Source organism: Variovorax sp. P4_D9, from assembly GCF_056401695.1.
In genome coordinates, this window is the sequence record NZ_JBFUIU010001166.1 from 1 (window position 1) to 2,185 (window position 2,185).

Consider the following 2,185-nt stretch of genomic DNA (forward strand, 5'->3'; position numbering starts at 1 on the left):
GCTGCGCTCGCTGTCGGCCACACGCTGGCAGATCTTCACAAAGGCCAAGCTTCCGAGCGCGCTGCCCTACCTCTTCGCCGGCCTGGACATGGCAGCAGCCTTTGCGGTGGTCGGCGCCATCGTCGGCGAGTTCGTGGGCGCACAGGCCGGCCTCGGCGTGCTGATCCTGCAGATGGACGCGCAGATGGACACCGGCGGCAGCTTCTCGGTCTTCATCGTCCTGTCGTTGATCGGCATCGCGGTCAGCAAGCTGCTGCGCCTCGTCCAGCGGCGCGTCCTGCACTGGATGCCAGTCGATGCCAGCCGGCGCGCGGTCAACGCCTGAGATTCGTTTCAATCAACTCTCCAAGAGGGGCTTCAATGATCAGCAGAAGAGATTTCAGCCTGGCGGTCGGCGCCTTCGGCGCGGTGGCGGGGCTGGCGCCACGCATGGCGATGGCGCAGGCGCCGAAGATCCTGAAAGTCGCCAACTCGGCGGGCGTCAACGACGCCCAGCAGGCCTTCATCACGGCCGGCCGGCATCCCAAGCTGCGCTACTACCAGTCGGAAGGCGTCGACGTCGAGTACGTCAACATGAGCAGCATTTCGCAGGCGATGCAGGCCCTTATCACCGAGCAGGTCACATTCGGTCCGGTGGCGCCGGCGATGCTGCTGCCGGCGCTCGCCAAGGACCCCGGCCTGGGACTGGTGTCGGCCTACAAGTGGCTGCCGCGAAATGCCAACGTGATCATCGTCAAGCCCGCCAGCGACATCCGGACCGCCGCCGACCTGAAGGGCAAGCGGATCGGCGTGCGCAGCCTCGGCGACCCCGGCGTCGTCGTCACCAAGACCATCCTGCTCGAACTGGGCTCCGACGATTCGAAGATCGAGTACCTCGCCGTGGGCGACGGCGCGCCGGCCGGGCAGGCACTGACGCAGAACCGGGTCGACGCGATCGTGACCTACGACACCTTCGCCGCGCGCATCGAGCTGGTCGGGGTGCCGGTGCGCTATGTCGCGCTGCCGCCGCGCTATGCCGATGTCGGCACCGGCTGGATCTGCGTCAAGAAGAAGATGCTGAAGGAGGACCGCAAGAGCCTGGTCAGCCTGTTCCGCGGCATCGCGAAATCGACCCTCTTTGCCCACACCAACCTCGACCAGGCGATCAACATCCATTGGGATCTGTATCCCGAGAGCAAACCGAAGACCAAGTCGGAGGAGGAGGCACGCAAGGAGCTCCAGTTCATCCTCAAGGATCGAAAGGAGAACTGGATGAGAAGCCCGACGGACCCGGACAAACGCTTCGGCGCTTCGAGCCTGGCCGAATGGAAGTCCAACATCGAGCTGGCGGCGGAAACCAGCAAGAACCCCGGCCTGGCCGCGCAGATCGGCGACCCGAGCGCCGTCTTCACCAACGAACTCATCGACGAGGTCAACGACTTCGACCGCGCCGCGGTCATCCGGCAGGCGAAGGAGTTCAAGATCTGATGACGACCTGGAAGCTGGCCGCCCGTGCGGCCAAGATGAATCCCTCGGCGATCCGCGAAATCCTCAAGGTCACCGAACGGCCCGGCATCATCAGCCTGGCCGGCGGCCTGCCGTCGCCGAAGACCTTTCCGATCGGCGCCTTCGCAAAGGCCTGCGCGGCGGTGCTCGAGCGCGAGGGCGAGGCGGCGCTCCAATACGCCGCGAGCGAAGGCTTCGGCCCGCTGCGCGAGGCGATCGCCGCGACGCTGCCCTGGCCCGTGGACCCGGCCCAGATCCTGATCACCACCGGCTCGCAGCAGGGCCTGGACCTGATCGCCAAGATCCTGATCGACAAGGGCAGCAAGGTGCTGGTGGAGACGCCCACCTACCTGGGCGCACTGCAGGCCTTCGCGCCGATGGAGCCGCAGGTGACGAGCGTCGCGTCGGACGACCATGGCGTCGATGTCGGCGACCTGGAGGCGCAGGCCGCCGATGCGCGCTTCGTCTACCTGCTGCCGAATTTCCAGAATCCGACGGGTCGCACCATGACCGAGCAACGGCGCGCCGCCGTCTGTGCGGCAGCCACGCGGCTGGGCCTGCCGATCGTCGAGGACAACCCCTACGGCGAGCTCTGGTTCGACATGGCGCCACCGCTGCCGCTGACCGCGCGCTACGCCGAAGGCTGCATCTACCTCGGCTCGTTCTCGAAGGTGCTGGCGCCGGGCCTGCGGCTAGGCTT

At 66.6% G+C, this 2,185-nt stretch carries 3 protein-coding genes; all 3 read left to right on the top strand.

Annotated features, from left to right (window positions below):
- Nucleotides 1-325 (top strand): ABC transporter permease (locus AC1DY5_RS52455; protein WP_478122153.1); only part of this gene is annotated, 325 nt, incomplete at its 5' end.
- 35 nt (nt 326-360) lie between these two features.
- The gene (locus tag AC1DY5_RS52460; RefSeq protein ID WP_478122154.1) at nt 361-1,467 is read left to right on the top strand and encodes an ABC transporter substrate-binding protein; all 1,107 of its coding nucleotides are present in this window, start codon (nt 361-363) and stop codon (nt 1,465-1,467) included.
- Nucleotides 1,467-2,185, top strand: a 719-nt coding sequence (locus AC1DY5_RS52465) for an aminotransferase-like domain-containing protein (protein ID WP_478122155.1), incomplete at its 3' end; no start/stop codon positions are given. The genes AC1DY5_RS52460 and AC1DY5_RS52465, both read left to right, overlap by 1 nt.

Coding starts and splice junctions, on each gene's coding strand:
- AC1DY5_RS52460 (WP_478122154.1), top strand. CDS start 361: ATGATCAGCAGAAGAGATTTCAGCCTGGCGGTCGGCGCCTTCGGCGCG.